This is a genomic window from bacterium (assembly GCA_040755795.1).
Taxonomy (GTDB): domain Bacteria; phylum UBA9089; class CG2-30-40-21; order CG2-30-40-21; family SBAY01; genus JBFLXS01.
Genome location: JBFLXS010000369.1, coordinates 1 through 4,108, shown reverse-complemented (window position 1 = coordinate 4,108; position 4,108 = coordinate 1). Strand labels below are relative to the sequence as shown.

Below are 4,108 nucleotides of genomic sequence, written 5' to 3'. Positions count from 1 at the left end.
TTATCCGTTTGCAGGTTACGAAACCTGATGATGCCCCGTGCAAAACTTACTCAACACGACACCAGGATTAATGTCTGAAGGGTGGAGCAAGAAAAAGTTTGAGCCATTTCTCCAATTCTCCCTTTTCTCCATTTCTCCTTGTTTACACTTCTAATGTATAGCCGTGAACGGTTACCCATAATCAAAGATGCGGGACTTACAGACGAAGAATTTAAAGAATTAATCTAAGATTCTCTGGGGATTTCGGATTTATAAACTTTTGAATTTCTCTGTGTTTCTAAGGATGGCTTTGTGATAAATGCGCTCAAAAACATGAGTGCGGCGAAGATATGTTCTTGCCAGTGGTTAATTTTTCGCGGGTCGGAATGTGTGGATATACAGGGGAATATTAAACATGGCTACCATATCCCAGTTTTTATTTGATATATTGTAAGTAATTTGAACTATTATCAGATTTTGATGGTGATTTATTATGAAAGATATTTCAACTATAAAAAGTAAAAGTGTATTAAAAATAGTTTTAGAAGTAAGGAAAAGACTGGAAAATATATTTAAAAATAGGTTGAAAAGTGTTATTTTATTTGGCTCTCATGCAAGAGGTGATTATAATAGCCAATCAGATATTGATATTATGGCTTTGGTTGATCTGAATAATGAGGAATTGAGTAAATGCTATGGAGTGGTTACAGATGCTATTTTTGATTTAGAACTTGAATATGGAATTATTATCTCTGTAATAAAAAAGAATTATCAAAATTACAACAAATATTTAGATATATTACCTTTTTATAAAAATGTTTCCAACCAGGGAGTTATTATTTATGAACGGAACTGAAAAAGATTTAGCCATCTATCGGATTGAAAAAGCAAAAGGAGATTTAGAGACGGCAAAAATAAATTTTGAGTAACTATTCAACCACTGATTAACACGGATTAGCACGGATAAATACAGAGGTCAAAGGCGGGTTGTCCCCCACTGGCGAGGGTTGGGAGTGGAAATTTCCTCCAGTGGCAGAGAATCAAGAAGGATAGAAAATAAAAGTTAGAAAGAGAAAAACCCTTCAGCCTTCAACCTGATTACGGACACGGAAAACGGACACGATTTACGAATTTTCAGTGTTTCATCCGTGTTCATCTGTGGCTGAATAGTTACCAATTTTGATAACGGTAAATTTGCTCAGTCGATACTGAACGACTTTCTGGATGGATTAGACTTATGAATTATGTAATTGCTGTTGACCTGGGTGGAACAAATATAAGAGCTGCTGTAGTTGACCAAACAGGCAAAATAATCGAAAAAAAAGATACCGCTACAAAGGTATCTGAAGGACATGAAGTTGTTATCCAGCAGATGAAAGAACTTATCCATGATGTGATTAAAGAAGTATCTTTCCAACAAATAGTGGGTATTGGGATAGGTTCGCCAGGTCCTCTTAATACAAAAACAGGCGTGATTATTGATACCCCAAATCTGGGCTGGAAAAATGTAGCTTTGAAAGAGACAATTGAAGAGGAATTTCATCTGCCAACTTATGTGGATAATGATGGTAATTTAGCCGCATTGGGCGAGAGTTGGCTTGGTGCCGGTCGTGAGGTGAATCACCTTGTTTGTTTAACCTTAGGCACTGGCATTGGTGGTGGAATTATTATCAATGGTGAGATTTTTCACGGCTCAAATGATGCCGCTGGTGAGATTGGACATATCATTGTTGAACCGAATGGACTGCAGTGTGGTTGTGGAAATTACGGGTGTATGGAGGCCTATGCCTCAGGGCAAGGGATTACAAAACGCACCACCTATGCAATAAAACAAGGGACAACGACTATCATTACTGAATTGGTGCAAAACCAATTAGAAAGGATTACGCCACTGGTAGTCTATCAAGCTGCCATAAAAGGGGATAGTCTGGCAAATTATATTCTGAAAGAAACGGGCAGGTATCTGGGAATTGGGATTGTCACCATCGTTAATGTGTTGAACCCACAATTAGTAATTATTGGTGGCAAGATTGCCCAAATAGGAGATTTACTATTACAATATGTGAAAGAAGAAGTTACAAAAAGGACTTATTTAGAACCTTGTAAGCGAATTTCTATTGTCCTGGCACAGCGAGGAGATGACGCCGGGCTAATTGGTGCAGGGAAAATGGTTTTACAAAAAGAAAGATTTATAGCACAAAGTTAAGGAGCGTTGAATGATGATAAAGGGTAAGAGTTATAAAAAATCGTAACCGTTTAGGATATAGCCACAGAGTCACAGAGAACACAGAGGGAATATATAACCACGAATGAACACAAATACAAAAAATTTGTAGTACGAGGCTTTAGCTTCGCTTCTGGCAAGCCAAAAGGCGAACCGAAAGATTCGCAGTAACTATTCACCGCACAGACGCAGAGGAACAGAGAAAAAAGGATTTAAATTAAATTGTGGATACCGGATAGATCTTTTAGTTGAAGAAAAAGTTATCGTAGAATTAAAAGCAGTCGAGCAACTACTTCCGATTCACGAAGCTCAACTTTTAACCTATCTAAAAATGATGAATAAAAGGATAGGTTTATTGATCAATTTTAATGTTTCTGTTCTAAGAGATGGAATTAAGCGTATAGCCAATAGATTTTAATTTTTTCTCTGTGTCTCCGCGTCTCTGCGGTGAATAGTTACGATTCGCACTACATTTATGGGATGTCAGAGGTTAATTCGTGTGCATTTGTGGTTAATTTCCTTAATTCTCTGTGAACTCTGTGCCTCTGTGGCTGAACGCTTACAAATAATTTTGGTGCTTCACGAAATTAAAAGCAAGTAAATGGTAATTGGTCAATTACCAAAAGGAAGGAGGGTAAAAAGATGTTAGGACCAGGTGATTACTTAAATCAGGCAGAAGAAGAATTAAATATTGCCAAAGAACGATTGAAGATGAAGGATTATGATTGGACATTGACTCGAGCTCAGCTCAGTCTTATTAATGCTTTTAAGGCATTGATTGACTATAAAGGTAGCCGTCACCGTAGCAATACTCTTACTGGTTTGTTGAATGAAGTTCAAATAGTATGCGATATTCCTACTGATATTTGCCAGGCAATTAACGCCGTAAATACTAAAATGAGTATGCCCAGTGAACGAATTGCCAGATTTGTTACTATGCAAGCAGAAACAGTTTTAGGCTGGGTGATGAGTATGATGGGATACTAAGAAAAGACCATAGACTATAGACCAAAAACAGAAAATAAGAGGATAGAAGACCATTTCGATTTTTGAGTGTCGATTTCTGAACCTGTCAGGAACAGGTTTTATCCAAGAGCGTTCAATTTATAGGGCTTCACGAAATTATAAAGTAAGTAATTGGTTAAATGGTAACTGGTAACTAATTACCATTCACCAGTTACCAATTACCAAAAAAAAGGAGGTGAGATAATATGACAAAGGTATTAGTTATTTACTCTTCTAAGAGTAATAACACTAAAAAGTTAGCTGAGGCTATAGTTGATGGAGTAAAAGAAGTTAGCGAAGTAGAAGGTGAAATAAAACGGGTAAGTGACACCTCAAATCAAGACTTAGTGTCAGCAGATGGAATTATCGTTGGTTCACCGGTATATTTTGGTAGTATGTCTGCAGAGGTAAAGGAGATGTTTGACAAGAGTGTTGCTATAAGAAGAAAATTAGAAGGTAAAATAGGAGCGGCATTTACTACCTCAGGACATCATACCGGCGGTAAAGAAACAACTATGTTTTCCATACTTCAAGCAATGCTTATTCATGGGATGATAATAGTTGGAGACCCAATTAGTGCAGGTGGCCATTATGGCGTAGCCTGTGTTAGCAGTCCTGATACGGATGGAATAAATTCGGGCAAGGCACTGGGCAAAAGGGTAGCAGAAATTACAAAAAAAATTGTAACTGTTTAACCACCGCAACTTATAAGAAACAGTAGGGAAACAGTAGGGTCAGACCGTGAATGTAGAATGTAAAAGGAACTGCTTTCTACATTCAACAGGCTGTTGACATAAACTAAAAGATGGAGGGTATGTTTTTTCCCTCCATTTTATGTAAGATCTGAGGGTAAAGAGAAGTAAATTTAAACTTTATGTTGGCGGGGTCAATCCAAAAAAA

General features: G+C 37.2%; 4 protein-coding genes and 1 pseudogene. All 5 read left to right on the top strand.

The window, feature by feature from the left end; translation table 11 throughout:
• The first annotated feature begins 472 nt into the window (after nt 1-472).
• Nucleotides 473-835, top strand: a complete 363-nt coding sequence (locus tag AB1414_16760) for a nucleotidyltransferase domain-containing protein (GenBank protein ID MEW6609069.1) — start codon at nt 473-475, stop codon at nt 833-835.
• A gap of 381 nt (nt 836-1,216) precedes the next feature.
• Nucleotides 1,217-2,185: an ROK family protein gene (locus tag AB1414_16755; protein MEW6609068.1), complete on the top strand. Its 969-nt coding sequence runs from the start codon at nt 1,217-1,219 to the stop codon at nt 2,183-2,185.
• A 223-nt stretch (nt 2,186-2,408) separates the two neighbouring features.
• A pseudogene (locus AB1414_16750) lies at nt 2,409-2,621 on the top strand (GxxExxY protein).
• 224 nt (nt 2,622-2,845) lie between these two features.
• A complete protein-coding gene (locus AB1414_16745) occupies nt 2,846-3,190 on the top strand; it encodes a HEPN domain-containing protein (protein MEW6609067.1) in 345 nt (114 codons plus the stop codon).
• A gap of 224 nt (nt 3,191-3,414) precedes the next feature.
• Nucleotides 3,415-3,903: an NAD(P)H-dependent oxidoreductase gene (locus AB1414_16740; GenBank protein MEW6609066.1), complete on the top strand. Its 489-nt coding sequence runs from the start codon at nt 3,415-3,417 to the stop codon at nt 3,901-3,903.
• Nucleotides 3,904-4,108 lie beyond the last annotated feature (205 nt).